Origin of the sequence: Vallitalea sp., from assembly GCF_025211055.1 — a bacterium.
Classification (GTDB): Bacteria; Bacillota; Clostridia; order Lachnospirales; family Vallitaleaceae; genus Vallitalea.
Genome location: NZ_JAOARO010000039.1, coordinates 38,345 through 55,092, shown reverse-complemented (window position 1 = coordinate 55,092; position 16,748 = coordinate 38,345). Strand labels below are relative to the sequence as shown.

At 29.9% G+C, this 16,748-nt stretch carries 14 protein-coding genes; 1 reads left to right on the top strand and 13 read right to left on the bottom strand.

The annotated features are described in order from the left end of the window. Positions 1–11: 11 nt before the first annotated feature. The 6 genes from N4A55_RS05565 to N4A55_RS05540 all read right to left on the bottom strand — a co-directional run bounded on the left by N4A55_RS05565 (position 12) and on the right by N4A55_RS05540 (position 7,112). Positions 12–1,724, bottom strand: coding sequence for an adenine deaminase (locus tag N4A55_RS05565; RefSeq protein WP_293754515.1), 1,713 nt, complete (start codon positions 1,722–1,724; stop codon positions 12–14). 137 nt (positions 1,725–1,861) lie between these two features. Beyond that, positions 1,862–2,935, bottom strand: coding sequence for an ABC transporter substrate-binding protein (locus N4A55_RS05560; protein ID WP_293754514.1), 1,074 nt, complete (start codon positions 2,933–2,935; stop codon positions 1,862–1,864). 100 nt (positions 2,936–3,035) lie between these two features. Further along, entirely contained in the window at positions 3,036–4,088 is a 1,053-nt protein-coding gene (locus N4A55_RS05555; protein ID WP_293754513.1) for an ABC transporter ATP-binding protein, read from the bottom strand. Positions 4,089–4,103: 15 nt separating this feature from the next. Beyond that, complete coding sequence (locus N4A55_RS05550) at positions 4,104–4,886, bottom strand: ABC transporter permease (protein ID WP_293754512.1); 783 nt, start codon at positions 4,884–4,886, stop codon at positions 4,104–4,106. A gap of 1 nt (position 4,887) precedes the next feature. Next, positions 4,888–5,715 (bottom strand): ABC transporter permease, encoded by an 828-nt coding sequence (locus N4A55_RS05545; protein WP_293754511.1) that lies wholly within the window; start codon positions 5,713–5,715, stop codon positions 4,888–4,890. A gap of 278 nt (positions 5,716–5,993) precedes the next feature. Beyond that, on the bottom strand, positions 5,994–7,112 hold the full coding sequence (locus tag N4A55_RS05540) for an HD-GYP domain-containing protein (protein ID WP_293754510.1): 1,119 nt from the start codon (positions 7,110–7,112) through the stop codon (positions 5,994–5,996). Between the two features lie 299 nt (positions 7,113–7,411). On the opposite strand from N4A55_RS05540, the gene N4A55_RS05535 reads away from it, so the two are divergent. After that, positions 7,412–8,290, top strand: coding sequence for a cation diffusion facilitator family transporter (locus tag N4A55_RS05535; protein ID WP_293754509.1), 879 nt, complete (start codon positions 7,412–7,414; stop codon positions 8,288–8,290). A 6-nt stretch (positions 8,291–8,296) separates the two neighbouring features. Here N4A55_RS05535 and N4A55_RS05530 read toward each other — a convergent pair whose 3' ends face one another. The 7 genes from N4A55_RS05530 to N4A55_RS05500 form a co-directional block, all read right to left on the bottom strand. Continuing rightward, entirely contained in the window at positions 8,297–9,325 is a 1,029-nt protein-coding gene (locus N4A55_RS05530; protein WP_293754508.1) for an ABC transporter ATP-binding protein, read from the bottom strand. Continuing rightward, a complete protein-coding gene (locus N4A55_RS05525; protein ID WP_293754507.1) occupies positions 9,319–11,019 on the bottom strand; it encodes an ABC transporter permease in 1,701 nt (566 codons plus the stop codon). The genes N4A55_RS05530 and N4A55_RS05525 overlap by 7 nt, the downstream gene beginning before the upstream one ends. Next, entirely contained in the window at positions 10,967–12,121 is a 1,155-nt protein-coding gene (locus N4A55_RS05520; protein ID WP_293754506.1) for an ABC transporter substrate-binding protein, read from the bottom strand. The genes N4A55_RS05525 and N4A55_RS05520 overlap by 53 nt, the downstream gene beginning before the upstream one ends. Before the next feature lie 234 nt (positions 12,122–12,355). Next, positions 12,356–13,303, bottom strand: a complete 948-nt coding sequence (locus N4A55_RS05515) for a DnaJ C-terminal domain-containing protein (protein WP_293754505.1) — start codon at positions 13,301–13,303, stop codon at positions 12,356–12,358. Between the two features lie 31 nt (positions 13,304–13,334). Beyond that, complete coding sequence (locus N4A55_RS05510) at positions 13,335–14,042, bottom strand: hypothetical protein (RefSeq protein ID WP_293754504.1); 708 nt, start codon at positions 14,040–14,042, stop codon at positions 13,335–13,337. A gap of 176 nt (positions 14,043–14,218) precedes the next feature. After that, entirely contained in the window at positions 14,219–15,709 is a 1,491-nt protein-coding gene (gene thrC, locus N4A55_RS05505) for a threonine synthase (RefSeq protein WP_293754503.1), read from the bottom strand. A gap of 150 nt (positions 15,710–15,859) precedes the next feature. Continuing rightward, a complete protein-coding gene (locus tag N4A55_RS05500) occupies positions 15,860–16,681 on the bottom strand; it encodes a cell wall hydrolase (protein ID WP_293754502.1) in 822 nt (273 codons plus the stop codon). Between the last annotated feature and the right edge of the window lie 67 nt (positions 16,682–16,748).

Genomic DNA, 16,748 nt, shown 5'->3' with positions numbered 1-16,748 from the left:
TATACTTTAAGTTAACAAAACAACTCTACCACTTCTTGTTTAACCGTATCTATTAATCCTCTATCTGATATTTTTAAGCTTGGACTAACTGGAAGAGATAAAGTACTAAAAGACATAATTCTATTATCATGTTCATAACCTAACATTTCCATCTTTTCACTTACAATCTTAACCTTCTCCCCTAATATATCTATCCTTTCTTCTGATATAATACCACCTACGGAAAGCTCTACACCTGCAAGAACTTTTCCATCTTTTACAACGCAGTAACCTCCCCCATTTTCAATTATCCAATTTACTGCTATAGTCATATCTTTTGAATTCTTTCCCATTACCATTAGATTATGGTGATCATGTGCATAAGTAGTAGCTATTGCTCCTTCTTTTATCACACTTCCGCCAACAAGTCCATAAGCTTTATTATTATTCTTTCCATATCTTTCAAAAACAGTAATTAAGCAATATGGTGAAGACTGCCACTGTAGCTTTCCACTATTAACATCCAATGTGTGTTTTTCTTCTATTGTAAAAGTAGTATGAGGAGTTACCTTCATTGTTCTACAACTAATTCTACCCTTCTCTATTGGTGCTAACACCTCAAACTCTGATTGGGATACATAATCTACTTTTACACTTTTATAAAACTCTTGTGGAAATCCTTCTTTACTTTCTTTATATTGAATCTCTCCATCATATTCTAATTTCCCATTTTTATATACCTTATCTATTACAAAATTATCAATATCACTAAGCAAGATAAAATCTGCTGTCTTTCCTGGAGCAATACTACCTTTATCATCTAAAAGCATTCTTCTTGCAGGAGTATAAGTACTTACATATATTGCCATTTCTATTGGCATACCCATCTTAACTGCCTTTTTTATTAACAAGTTCAAATGTCCATCAATTAACTTATCAGCCATTACATCATCTGTAACTAAACAGAAATGTTCATACAGATTATTTTCTACTAGATACTTAATATTTTCCTGTGTCATGGATTTATGTTGAATTTCCAAGAACATACCATTTTCTATTTTTTCTTTTATGGAAACAGGAGTTTGTTGGGTATGGTCTGCATCTACTCCTTGATAAATAAATTTTGCTAAGTTAAGACCTTCTATCTTAGGACAGTGACCTTCTATCTTCAACATAGGTCTTTCCTCTTTAATCTTCTTAATTATTCTATTAATTAATGATTCATCATCATTAATTAGACCTTTAAAATTCATTACTTCACCTAAACAGCAAATTTCTTTTATCTTAATAAGCTCTGAAACATCTTCAACCTCTATACTTCCTCCGGTTGTTTCAAGTAGTTTAGTTGTTGAAGGAACTGAACTGGGAATTGAATATAATATGTCTAGAACATTATTTTTTGTACTATTTAACATGGCTAATATCCCATCTATACCAAAAACATTGGCTATCTCGTGAGGGTCAGCAACTACTGTTGTAACTCCATGAGGAATAACAGCTTGAGAAAACTGAAAAGGCGTAGTCATTGAACTTTCTATATGCATATGAATATCAATCAACCCTGGAATCATATACTTACCATGACTATCAATGACTTCTTTTGCAGTCAATTCTTGATTATAGTCTTCACCAGTTTTACTAATATATAAAAACTTTTGATTAAGTACTGCTACATCTCCATGTATAAATTTTTTTATATATGCATTATATACTTGTACGTTTTTAATTAATAAATCTATTTTCATAATTATACTCCTATCTTTTGCTAATTATATAAAGTTATCTATAATACAATAGCGCAATACATACATATGTTGATATTTCCTATCAACTTAAGTATATATTACGCTTATAATAACTTATACCAAAAGCTTAGAATTTATTATTGATTTAATGTTCTATTCCACTTATCAATCCATTGTGTTTTCATTTTATTTACAAATTTATGATCTACTGTATTTGACTTTTCTACAATTTCTCCATAAGTTAAGTTTGCTGCTTCTTCATCTGTTAATTTTACCTCAGAGTTTACTGGTGATTCACCTAATGCTTTTGAAGTTCTAGTTTGAACTTCAGTACTTAATGCATAATTAATAAATTTTATCGCCAATTCTTTATTCTTAGATCCTTTTACGATATTAATAGTATTGAAGTTTATGAATGCACCTTCTTCTGGGTCAACAAATACTACATCTGATGCTCCTGCTTTGACTCTTGGATATGCAAAATCAGCAGTAATTGCAACTTCTATTTCATTATTAGCAAACATATTAGCTAGGTCAGATGACTTAGTATAAGTTTTAACTAAATTAGGTTTTAATTCTTCCAATGCTTTGAATGCTTCTTCTCCATTATCAGAAGTAATATCTACACCTTTACTATTTGATGCTATATACATTGTTGCAGGTCCGAATGTAGTTGTTATCTCTGGAATAGAAATTTTACCTTTTAATTCACTCTTCCATAAATCATTCCATGATTTTATTTCAAATCCAACCTTATTAGGATCATATGCTATAGCTGCACGATTTAAGGTATATGCTGGCCCATATCCTGCATCTACTAGATATTTTGCTTTATCGTCAATCTTATCTGCATTAGCAATTTTACTATAATCAAGTTCATCAAATAAACCTGCTTCAATACCTTCCTGTGCAAAAGCTTCTGCAAGATATATAATGTCAATATTACTATCTGGATTAGTTTTTAATTTTGTTAATCTCTCTGAGTTATTACCTGTTTCCAAAACTATTTTTACATTATTTGCTTCTTCAAATGGAGTAAATACATTTTCCCATAGTAAGTCTTCACTATAACCCCATGTAGAGATTACTAACTCAGTTGGGCTTTCATCTTTTGGTTGATTATCTCCTTCTTTTGCTTTATCAGTTGCTCCACATCCTGTAACACTTACTAATAATATTATTAATGCTAAAATAATTGATATCTTTTTCATTGTTAACCTCCATAATTTGTATTTTTAACTCTCAAAATCAGAGAGTCTTTATTTAATATGTAGATTTAGTTTTCTACAATATCACACTCTTTTTAATCATCTATACTAATACTAATTTATTAGGTTGTAAATATAATTTGATTCTATTACCTTGATCATATATTTTTTCATTGTTGGCGTTAACCAGTATAGTACCTACTTCGGTACTGATGGAATATTGATATTCTTTTCCAAGATATGTTCTAACATCAACAATACCCTCTAATATATTGTTTTCTGTCTCACTCTCATCGTTAATTATCTTAATATTATCTGGTCTGATTGTCCCAACTAACTTTTCCTGTATTTTAGTATCTTTATCATTAATATTTGTAATAAACTTAACGCCAGATTTTGATTGATATATATTATCTCCAATTTTATCTAATTCTATGAAATTTTCAAATCCTACAAATCTTGCTACAAATTCGCTTGATGGGTTTGTATATATTTCTTCAGGTGTATCATATTGTTCTATAAGTCCACCATTCATAACCGCAACCTTATCTGAAATTGAAAAACATTCTTCTTGATCATGGGTTACAAAGATTGTTGTGATTCCTAATTTTTGTTGTAGTTTTCTAATTTCTGCTCTCATTTTTAATCTTAATTTTGCATCCAGATTACTAAGGGGTTCATCTAATAGTAATAATTTTGGCTTAATTACCAAAGCTCTTGCTAATGCAACTCTTTGTCTTTGTCCACCAGACAATTCCTTAGGATAACGTGAATTATATCCTTTCAAATCAACGACTTCCAATATTTTTTCTACAGCTTTTTTTATTTCCTTCTTATCTACTTTTTGCATCTTCAATCCAAAAGCTACATTATCAAATACTGTTAGATGAGGAAACAATGCATAACTCTGAAATACTAATCCAAAATTTCTTTTATGGACAGGTATATATGTATAATCCTCTTTTTCACATATAAACTGACCATTCTTAGGCTGTATAAAACCTGCAACCACTCTCAAAGTAGTAGTTTTACCACACCCACTAGGTCCTAATAATGAAACTAATTTACCTTCTTCAATATCAATATTTAATTTTTTTAGTATATCTACTTTACCATCGTATGAAACAGTAATATCTTTTAAATTAATAAATGACATATTGTACCTCCATTCTTATTTAGAAAAATAGCTTAGTCCTAAGGTTCTCTCAACAACAAACATAATCCCAATCGTCATAATCATTAATGTAACAGATAATGCTGAGATTGTTGGGTCATAGTAGTATTCTACATAACTCATCATTTTGATTGGCAATGTACTTACACCTGGACCTGTTAGAAATATTGATATAGGTACATTATTAAATGAATTAATAAATGCTAGCATAAAAGCTGCAATAACTCCTGATGTTATATTAGGAAATACAACTAAAAAGAATGTTTTTAGTCTACTTGCTCCCAAGCTGACCGCAGCTTCTTCTATGGAATAATCAAAACCTTCTAAACTTGAAGCAACCACCCTAATAATGTAAGGTAATATTATTATGATGTGACCTATTAATAAACTTGTATAAATAGGTAATTTCCATTTTATAATAATAAAATTAAAGATTGAAAACCCAAAAACTATTCCTGGCACAATAATTGAAGAGAAAAATATATTTTTAATAAGTGTTTTTCCTTTAAAATCAAATCTACTCATTGCATAAGCAGCAGGAACACCTATAATCAACGCAATAATTGTTGCTATAACCGCTATCTGAATACTAATGGAAAAAGTCTTCATAAACATATCCGACGTAAAAATATTCACAAACCATTTGGTACTAAATCCTTTTGGTGGGAATGCAATAACTTCATCTGGTCCAAAAGCTGTCATTATTATAATAACTACTGGTGCAAATATAAATAAATATACACAGACAGTAAAAAATGTTAACCATTTATTATGCTTCATATTAAACACCCCTTTCATTTAATCTGCTAGCTAATTTATTTATTACTCCAATAACAGTCAAAGTAGTAACAATCATAATAGTAGCTACCACAGATGCTCCAGTCCAATCTCCAAGAGTCATAGCTCTCTGATAAACAAGGGTTGATAATACTATATTAGTATTTCCACCTAAAAGTTGAGGCGTTGTATACGCAGTAAAAGCACCAGTAAATACAAGTACACTTCCTACTATAAGTCCAGGTACACTCAGAGGGAAAATTACTTTAAAAAAAGCTTTAATCCTATTAGCTCCTAAACTCTCTGCAGCTTCTAACAAATCGTGTTCAATATTTTCCATAACACCCACTAAAGATACAACCATTAATGGTAAAAACAAATAAACAGTACCAATAATAATTGCAAATTCTGTATATAAAAGTTTTAATGGCTTATCAATGATATTAAGATTCATCAATAGCTTATTAATAACTCCATTTGAACCTAAAATAGTCATCCAAGCAAAAGAACGAACAACCGAATTGGTAAGAAGTGGAAAAACTGTACAAGCAATAAATATACCTCTAATACTTTTCTTAGTTCTTGATATGTAATATGCCACAGGCATTCCTAAAATCATACATATGAATGATGTAATAAGTGCAATTCTAAGTGTTCTATTAAATATCTTTATATAATATCCATCCTTCAAAAATTCAATATATCTTGCAAAACTATAACCTTTCTCACCAATAAATGTAGATCCTATTGTATATATTAATGGAATAAATAGAAATACAATTATTAAAGTTAACCCTGGAATTAATAAAGTATAAAACCACTTCTTCTTCATAAAATCTTCCTTTCTAGTCTTAATAAAGTTATATGCTATAAAAAGATATTAATATTATGCTTAATTATATCATTATATATTCAGATAGGAATCGAACATTTATTTCAAATAAATAATTAAAGTTCGCTACAACGAAATATAGTATATCATGTAGGATTATGTTAGTCAATTAATAATACTACTATTTTACATAATATTGTCCACCGAATTATAAAAGGGCTATTATACCAGTAAGTTAACATTTACTGATACAACAGCCCAATTAAAAGTAACTCTATTCAATTAGTTATACATTTCCCTTTAACATCAACTGTCAAATCACTTATAGAAGTGATAGTAACATTTCTTAACTCTTTTTGATCCTTAAGATTATAATAGAAAGAGTCTACTTGATTGTTGTTATCATCTAAAACAATTTTTATTTTAGGTCTACAACACGCCTCTTCAAAATTCTTAACTACGATACCTTTGTATCTATTACTAAGCTCTACACAAGTCCCAACCGGAAAAGGTGCTACTTTCTTAACAAAATTCTGAATCAGATTAACATCAAACATAATACTTCCATTAGCCATTATATACTCTATAGCTTCAGAAGGCAGCAAAGCTTTCCTATATGGCCTAGTTGACGTTAAAGCATCATAGACATCAGCTATACCAATAATTCTGCCAAATAATGAAATATCATGTTTTGATTTATTAGAAGGATATCCAGTTCCATCATACTTTTCATGATGTTGTAAAACACCAATATACGAAGAAAGAGGTATCTCAAATGTTTCTCTCAAATAATTATATCCGTATTCTGAATGTTTTTGTATATGATTATATTCTTCTTCGGTCAATTTTCCATTTTTATTAAGAATTTCACTGTCTATAAACATTTTACCAATATCATGTAATATAGCCCCAAGTCCAAGATTATATAGTTTTTCTTTGTTAAGTCCAATAGAAGTCCCAAGAACTATGGATAATACAGCAACATTTACACTGTGATAAAATGTATAGTCATCAAACATTTTCAAGTCGATAAGGTTAACTATGGTATCTCGGTTTTCAAGTATCTGCTCAACTATATTAGCAACTAAATACTTCGTCTCGTTTATGTTATTTGTTTTATTACTGTTTTTTTTGTCATTATCAGCCTCTATAAATACATTTTTTATGGTGTTAACTGTATTTCTTCTTAGTTCATCACATATTACATCTTTGACTTCGATATCTGAAGAAATATAATCTTCAACATAGATTCCTTGATACCCCATTTTATTTATTCTATCGATATATGACTTCTGAATAACACTGCCTTTACTTAGTAATAATTGATTGTTTTTATCAAACAAACTCTTACCTACATACATACCTTCCATTAAACCATTAACAGGTACAAATCTCATTTTATTATGTCACCCCTACTTTGAAGTATATACCCTTAGCTATCCATAATAACTATTGTTGTAAAACTCAATTGAACAGTTAAAATGGACTATATAGATTATAACACAATATTGTTCTATCCAATAGTCAATTTAGTTATTTTTTAATATTACTTTTGTCTATTAATAATAATTATTATGACTTATTAATTATAAATATATTTCACTTGCGTAAATGATTTAAAATAATATATAATGATAATCTAAAGAAATAAACTGATGTATTAATATAATAAATTATAAAAGATGGGGTAATATTGGTGAATGATATAAATAAATATAAAAAAATTAAAAATGTAGCTTTATCTGGTATTCTAGGCAATGTTTTTCTATTAATAATTAAACTCATAATTGGTTTTTTATCTAAGAGCCAAGCTATGATTGCAGACGGACTTAATAGTGGGGGGGATGTTTTTGCTTCTACCATAACATTTATAGGTAATAAAATCTCATCTACACCAGAAGATGATGAACACCCATATGGTCATGGAAAAGCTGAATATATATTTTCTATGATAATTAGTTTTTCATTATTCTTTGTTTCATTTTCAATCTTCAAGATGTCCATTGATTCGTTAATCAACAAACAAGAATTTGAATATTCCCCATGGCTGATATATATTGCTATAGCTTCTATAGTAATCAAATTAGTTCTATTCATATACTCTATCAACATCGGTAGAAAATATAACAGTCTATTGGCTATAGCTAATGCCCAAGATCACAGAAATGATATATTCTTATCATCTTTGACCTTACTCAGTGTTATTCTTGGTCATTACAATATTTATTTTTTTGATGGAGTTGTAGGTATATTAATTTCCTTATGGATAGCTTATACAGGAGTATCTATCTTCAATCAATCATATTCCGTTTTGATGGATACTAATATTGATTCAAAAGTAAAACAAGAAATGGAAAAACAGATAATGTCAATAGAAGGACTTGACCATGTAGATAATATTAATTCCAAACCAATAGGTCTTAATTTTATATTAATTGTAAAAATATCTGTTGATGCTAATATGACAGTATACGAAGGACACTCCATATCAGCACAGATAAAAAAATTACTTATGGAATTTGACCATATAGAAGATGTTGTTGTACATGTGAACCCTGCTCAATATCACAGATAATATCCCCTATATGACGCATCCTTTCTTTATCATAATATTAACATTAGTATTAATATCATAGTTACATCTATTGTCTGTTTGAATAACAAAATTATGAAAGCCCGTTTTGATATTATACATAAAAACGCTTCCTTTGTTGAATTTATTAGTAATAATACCACTTATAGTGTTATTTTCTACATCTGTAATGGTTATATCTTCAGGTCTAACCAGAATGGTTTTAGTTTTACTTTGTGATTCTTTTTCTAAATCATTTTGAACTTTTTTTGGTAGATAATGTTTTATTGCATGATATGAAATCAAATTAGATTTACCAACAAATCCTGCAACAAAAACATCTTTTGGTCTATCATATATTTCACTAGGCTCACCTATTTGAAGTAGTTTACCCTTATTCATTATAGCAATCCTATCTGAGATTCTCATTGCTTCTTCTTGGTCATGGGTTACATGAACCATAGTGAGTTTAGTAAGTTTCTGTATTCTTTTTAATTCATCTTGCATTTTTTCTCTTAGCTTTGCATCCAAATTTGAAAATGGTTCATCTAGTAATAATATATCGGGTTTCATAATTAATCCTCTAGCCACCGCAGCTCTTTGCTGTTCTCCCCCACTTAATTCATGAGGATATTTCTTTTCTTTTCCACTTAAACCAACTAAGTCAAGTTTTTCTAATACTTCTTTTTTTATAATAGATTTTTTAATATTCCTTATTTGTAAAGGATAAGCCACATTCTTAAATATATTCATGTGTGGCCAAAGTGCATAATTCTGAAAAACTAAACCTACATTGCGTTTCTCAGGTGGTATAAACGTTCTTGTAGTGGCAGAAAATATAGTTCTATCATTAAGACTTATATCTCCACTGTCAGGTTTTTCTAGTCCAGCAATAGAATACAGTAATGTACTTTTTCCACAACCACTAGAACCTAGAATACTTAATAATTCTCCTGTGTGAATATCTAGACTTACATCATTTAGTGCATTGATCTCACCATATTTCTTGCTGATATCATTAAGTTTTGCAGTTACCATTTAATTCGTCTCCTAACCTTTTTAATTATTAGATTTCCAATTAAACTCATAATTATGATTACTACTGCTAGAGTAGATGTCATTTCAAGTCCGTAAGAATTAGATTGTAATGTAAACAGCATAACACCCAAAGTTTCAGTTCCACTACTATATAATAATAGAGAGATTGGGATTTCTCTTAATGCAATCAAAAAACATAATATCCAAGCTGAAGTCATTCCAGGTGCTATTAATGGTATTATTATATTTTTTAATGTACTAAATATACTTGCTCCAGACATTCTAGAGGCTTTTATTAAGCTTTTATCTATGTTTTCAATTATTCCGCTCATATTTTTAACTGCGATTGGTATGAATAATGCAATGTATGTAATAATTATAATCCATTTTGTTCCATATAGTTTTAATGGTTTATTTATGAAGCTTAACGTAGCTGCTACAGCTAATACGATATTAGGAAAAGCTATTGGCCATGTAACAATTACCATAAATGAACTAGTTAATTTGTTTTTATTGATATAGAACAAATATAATACAATACAGCCAATTATAACCGCAGCTGTTGCCCCTGCTATCCCATATACCATACTATTTATGAATGATTTATTAGTATAAGGATTAGTAAACAAAGTAATATAATTGTTGATAGTTAAATTCTTCAATTGTATTTTCAAACCCCATCGTTTGAGAAAGGATGTTATAATAATACTTATCAAAGGTATGCCTGTTACACATATACAAAACCCTAATGCAAAGAAATTAACTATTTTACTACGCTTTCCTAATTTTATTAGCTTAGGATTCCTGAATTTTTTATTGGTACTGCTTGAATATTTTCTTTTACTTATAATCTTAGAGTTAATGATATATATACATGCTGATATTATTATTAATATTACAGATAATACTGTAGCATTTACTAACTCTAGATGAGATAAGTAACTGAATATCTTAGTAGTAACTACATCTTTTCCTATAGGCAAACATAGAGCCGCCGGAACTCCAAAATTAGCCATTGAACGGCTAAAAATCAAAATTCCTATAGATAAAATACTAGGGATTATCATAGGAAATGTTATAGTTCTCATTATCCTTCTTCTATCTGCCCCACATACAAAAGCAGCATCTTCATAATCCATTGAATACGCTTCTAAAGCATTAGAAATAGACATAAAAGCCAAAGGATACAAATGGATTGATAGAACAAAGATAACAGATATAATGGAATATGGAAAAAAATTATAATTATAGCCTAATAGGAATTTTAGCAACCTACTCAGGTAACCATTCTTAGAAAAAATCTCTATCCATGATATACTGAGAATATATGAAGGAATCATAAAACCTATTAGAGCAAATAACCTAACGAATTTCTTGTGTCTAAAATCAGTTCTTACAACTAACCAAGCTAAGCTCCCACCAAATAATATAGAAAAAAAAGTAACTCCAATACCTATTATCAAGGTATTAAATAAACTTATATATGTTAATCTATCTCTGAACAAAGAAATAAAAACACTTATATCAAAACTCTTTACCAATAGATTCAGCAACGGATATATTATTATAATAAAAATTATTATACATAACATTACATACATCACAGTTTCTTTTAAAAACTGTGATGTATTACTAATACCTTTAGTTGCCCATGATTTCTTTGACTCCATCTCTAAGTGTACTTTCGTTTTCATAAGCGAACCTCCAGTCAATCTCCTTAGTTTTCAGTTCATCAGGAATTCCTTGTGGTAATGAAACGTCTTCTCTTACACTAACAAATCCCATTCCTGAAGTAATGTTTTGAACTTTTTTAGATACTAGGAAATCAACAAATTTTTCAGCTATTACTTGATTTTTACTTGGTCTTGATTCATCTTTAATAATTGCTACTGGTCTTTGAATTCTTAGAGCCCCTTCAGATGGCCAGCTAATCTCTATTGGAGTTTTATACTCTTCTTTCTTTGCCTTTTTCTTCAATCTTAAGACAGAATCATGAGGAGCTATTCCTGTATCAAATTCCCCCTCTTGAATCTTTGAAGGAACTTGACCATTAGATTTTGCGAAGAATAATTTATTATCCTTCAAAGCTTTTATGTAATCCCAATTATTACCGCTCATTTGATATAGACCTGAAGTAATTGCTAGCGCAGTTGAAGAATAATTAGCATTTGCCATTACAACGCTACCAGAATATGCTTCCTTCTTAAGGTCTTCAAAGGATTTTGGTATTTTATCACCTTTTAAATTATCTTTATTATAGGCTATAACAGCATATCTTTCATTAACTATCGTGTAGTAATTATCCCCTACTTTATATTCTTCTTTTAACTTATCATACTCCTTAGGACTATATTGTGCCAAATCCCCTTCATCTTGAAGAGCATAATATAATAGTGGGTCAGAACCCCATACAACATCTGCTTGAATTTGTCCAGCCTGTTTCTCAGTCCATACTTTTTGTCTTAGGGGACCACAACCTAATATTACTAAATCTAATACATCCCCATTAACAGTCTCGAATTCACTTTCTATCTTGTTTAACATTTGTTCTGGACCAGATAAATATACAGTTATTTTTCCTTCTTTACCATGGTATTTTCCCTTATCATCTTCATTCTCATTATTACTGTCCTCTGTTTCTTTACTTTCATCTTTTGCCTTAGTTCCATCATCCTGTGCATTTTCTGCTTCTGGATTTTGTGAGACAACATTTTCTTCATTGTCTTTTGAACACCCTACAAGCATTAATGATATTATCAAAATGCAACTCATAATAATAGTAATTTTATTTTTCACTTAATTACCCTCCTATTTTTTAATCTGATAATGACTATCAATTTCGTTTAAAGTATAGTACAACTGCATATATATGTCAAGAAAAACTTGGAATTTTATTTAGAATTTGTTTTTATATTTATATAAGAATTTGTTAGTTAGAAAGCTTTTTCATAACATAATAAAAGCACTCTTGAGAGTGCCAATATTTTTTTACATTCTTTGCAGATATCTTTTTAATGGTCTGTCTGCCCTTTATCTAATTTTTCCACTAGATACCTCTTTCCATTTTTTAAGTAATTTAATTTCTTCTTTGCTCAAATCTTCAGGTATGACTATCCTAGCTACAAAATAAAAATCTCCAGTCTTCTTTTTACTCTTCAACCCTTTGTTTTTTAATCTAAATTTTTTCCCTGATTGAGTTCCCTTAGGTATTTTTATCTTGAACTTTTTGTCTATAGTACTTGCTTCTATATCTGCTCCAAAAGCAGACTCCCAAGGAGCAATATTCAGGTCTTTATAAATATCATAACCATTAAGCTTATAATCAGCATCCTCAACTATATGAACCTTAATTAATAAGTCACCTCTTGGACCACCGTTATACCCACTATTCCCTTGTCCTTTTAACCTTATTTTCTGGCCTTCAATTATACCCTTTGGAATTGTAACATCTAATTGATGTCTATTCCCCATATCATTTCCTATAGTAATCTTTTTGATCGAACCATAATAGCTATCCGATATAGATATATCAAGCTCAGCCTCAGCATTCTGACCCTTAACCGATCTAGCTTGTTGTTGTCCAAATCCACCCATACCTGATGAAAAACCACCAAAATTACTAAAACCTTTAAAAGTGCCTCTACCACTTTTACCAAAGCTATTAGCTCTAAATATAGAGTCGAATACAGACCTTAATATATCTTCATCTCCTGTCCATGAGCTTGTATCACCAGAATAATATCCTCCACCATTTTCCCACTGACTTCCGAACTGATCATACGCTTTTTTCTTTTCTGGATCCTTCAATACATTATAAGCTTCATTAATCTTTTTAAATTTCTCTTCTGCCTCTTTTGTTTTATTTGAATCCGGATGATATTTATGAGCTAACTTTCTATATGCCTTCTGTATCTCTTTATCATTAGCATCTCTGGAAACACCCAGTGTTTTATAATAATCCTCAACGTTATTTGGCATAGCCTGTACCTCCTATTTTATTAACCATACTTCATTTTAGAAATAAATTAAGATTATTCAAATACTGACAATATATCTTATCAATCTTATTAAAAACATCCTCTTGATTATAATGATTGAAATAATAGTTAAGAGAATTATCAATCATCAATAGATAACAACTTAAATACTCTGCTATAGAATCATCATCCATTTTTTCCAACGGAATCCCCCTCAAAAACTCTCTTATAAATCTATTATTAGAATTAGTATACGCCTTATTAATTATCTCCCTCTGATAAATCTCAGGAAACCTATTCTTATCAATATAACAAATCCCATTAAAAAACCTTTCCAAATGTTCATTAAGGTCTTCTGACTTAGATCTGGAATTAATCTTTAGAACAGCATATCTTTCCTCATTATTACCTACATAAAACTCAAATCTATATCTAATACTAGGTTTATACTTATACTTTATAAAAGTCCCAAATTGTAAACTCCCATAATCATTCTTGGACTTCACTTGAATACTATCTGTTTCCACCAACTGTGATATCTTATTCATTATATTAGTAACTTTTTGCTGGGGCGTCAGCAAACCAATCTTTTCTGCTAGCATATCATTAATCAATTGTGACCTATTAGTATTCTTAATATATGCCAATCTATCAATAGCTTCAACAATCTCATCAAATAGAACTATGCTATAAATACTATAAAACCTAAAACATAACAAATAAATGAATACGTCTTTCATATTCTTACTTTATTTATGTAGTTCATCACTAATCTTTTATTACCTACATGTACCACCGAAGGGTATAAGTGTTAATAATCACGCAGACCGACCGCTTCTCAGGGTAAGGCAAGTGATTATTAACACTTATACCCTGACCTAAACATTCCCCCAAAAATAAAAAAAGCTAGCACCCGCTAGCTCAAACTCAATATCTCTTCAACAGTTTCTTTCATCTTATCTTTATCACATATCATCTTATGCCTTATCTTAGCACCAACAATATCCTTAATAGCATCCGGAACCTCTACTCCCGTCAACTCATTCATTTTCTTTATCAACTCAAAATCATCATACTTCTCATAACTCTCATCAATAGCCTTCATAACACTACGAGTAAATTTATATGGACTAGCTGTTGAAGCAATAACTGTCTTCCTATTATCTCCTGTATCCTTCATATATTTTTTATAAACTGAACTACCAACAGCTGTATGTGAGTCAATCAAATACCCTGAATTATGAAAAACTTCTTTAATTGCATCATAAGTTTCATCAATGGAAGCATAATTACCATAAAAATCCTTTAATCCTTTTTTCATATCATCAGATATCTCATATTCACCTTTGCTTGATAACGAACTCATAAGATCACTTATAACACTTTCCTTACTCCCAGATATCTTATACAACAACCTCTCTAAATTACTAGATATCAAAATATCCATAGAAGGTGATATAGTTAACACAAATTCTCTTTTCCTATTATATACCCCTGTATTCATAAAATCATACAATACTTTATTATCATTAGATGCACATATTAATTGATGGATTGGCAATCCCATATTCTTAGCATAATACGCAGCTAGTATATTCCCAAAATTACCAGTTGGAACAACTACATTAAAGTCTTCACCAATCTTAATGTCTCCACTTGCCACCATCTTAGTATATGCATAGAAATAATAAACTATCTGAGGTATCAACCTACCAATATTAATCGAATTGGCTGATGAGAACCTATAACCATTATTATCCATTAATTGGGCAAACTCAGCATTATTAAATATTTCCTTAACTCCATTTTGAGCATCATCAAAATTTCCTTCTATACCAACAACATATGTATTATCTCCTTTTTGAGTAACCATCTGTTGTTTTTGAATAGGACTTACCCCATCTTTTGGATAGAATACAATGATTTTAATTCCTTCCACATCAGCAAATCCAGCTAAAGCAGCTTTACCAGTATCTCCTGATGTTGCTGTAAGAATAACTATTTCTTTATCTATATTCTGCTTCTTAGCAGAAACTTTCATTAGATAAGGTAAAATAGATAATGCCATATCTTTGAATGCAATGGTTGATCCATGAAACAACTCTAAATAATGTGCTCTATTTTTTTTAACAATTGGAGCAATCTCCTTTGTATCAAACTTATCATCATAAGCATTATTTATACAATATCTCAATTCTTCTTCAGTAAAGTCAGTAAGATATAACTTCATTATTTCATAAGCTAAATCCTTGTACTCTAAGTCCAACAAATCTTCTAAAGGTTTATCTAATTTAGGAATCTCATTAGGTACGAATAGCCCTCCGTCACATGCTAATCCTTTAATAATAGCTAATGATGCTTGTATATTACTTTCACCACCACGTGTGCTCTTATATAATGTATTCATTAGTTTCATTCCTTTTTGATGTTTTTTAAGATTATATCATACTATTCACTTTAACACAATACTAGAACAAAAGAGGCTATATCTCTCTTTCCAATAACTCAAAAAATAGGCAATCATCAGATTGCCTATAATATATATATATTAATTTATCTATTTAAAAAATTCGTGAACTCCATGCTGGTATACTTTGGTAAGATTATTATCAAACCAACTCATAGCTTTTTCAGAAGCATAACATCTTGCAGCAAAGTATAATGCTCCTTTTGAATAGTCCTCACCATTAAAAGCACTCTCAACAGCTTTTTTGGTTTTGTTAGACACTTTTACTGAATAGTACCTACCATCAGTAATAGGTGAAAACTGTGCTTTACCATTACTGCCTTGATGAACAACATTATAGATGTTATTTGGGAACTCTGAACTTTTCACTCGATTCATTACAACATTTACTATTAGAATTCTTCCAATTAGATCTTCTCCTGTAGCTTCTGCTTCAACAATCCTCGTTAAAGCTTCATAGTCCTTAGCAGAAATATTTACTAATTGACTTTCTTGTTCTTTTGGTTTATAGGTTGCCGTATGTAGCACTTTCTTATCGCTACTTTCCTCTGGCTCCTTCATAGGTACAATTTTTTGTTTATTACTTTCAAGTTTTTCTTTGTTAACTTTCTCTTGTTGCTCTTTCAACAGTTCGCCAAGCTTCTTGGTATACTGTTCAATTCCTAAATCAAGCTCAACAACAGTTTCCTCATCTTCAATAGACTTATCATCCGAAACATCCGTTTCTTCAACGTTTCCTTCTAAAGCAGATACCCCATTAGTATGAGAACCAAAAAATCCATTAACACCTAGATATAATACAGTTATCATAATACAACTTGTAATTACAATCAATCCATTAGTGTATGCTTTCTTTGGAATATGCTTTATTGAGGAAAATATGTCCTTAAGAAGATTCTTTACTTTAAACATAATTTTTCTCCTTTTAACTATAGACAATTTCATAAATTTAAGACCGTCTTACATGCATATGAAATTG